Genomic DNA, 255 nt, shown 5'->3' with positions numbered 1-255 from the left:
CAATATTCCCTGCGGAAAGAAATTCGTTTATCTTATAATCGGTAAACAGATCGTAGTTAAGCGGCCAGATATTGGCAGGATTGTAATAAGGTTGATTGAGCCGAATTAAAATTTCCGGGATTAAAAAAGCGAAACCCAGCTGAAAGAACATCACCGAAAAAGTACGAATTATCTCGTAACGATTATTGCGGTATTTCAGGATAAATTTATAGCCAAAAATGAGAATAGCCAAAGTGTAAAGCGTCCCGTAAACAA

1 pseudogene is annotated in these 255 nt (G+C 36.9%); it reads right to left on the bottom strand.

From position 1 onward, the window contains the following. Positions 1-255 (bottom strand): annotated as a pseudogene (locus LB467_RS18940) (FeS-binding protein); the annotation flags it as partial.

Origin of the sequence: Salegentibacter tibetensis, assembly GCF_020164485.1 — a bacterium.
Taxonomy (GTDB): domain Bacteria; phylum Bacteroidota; class Bacteroidia; order Flavobacteriales; family Flavobacteriaceae; genus Salegentibacter; species Salegentibacter tibetensis.
This window is presented reverse-complemented; position numbering and strand designations above follow the sequence as displayed.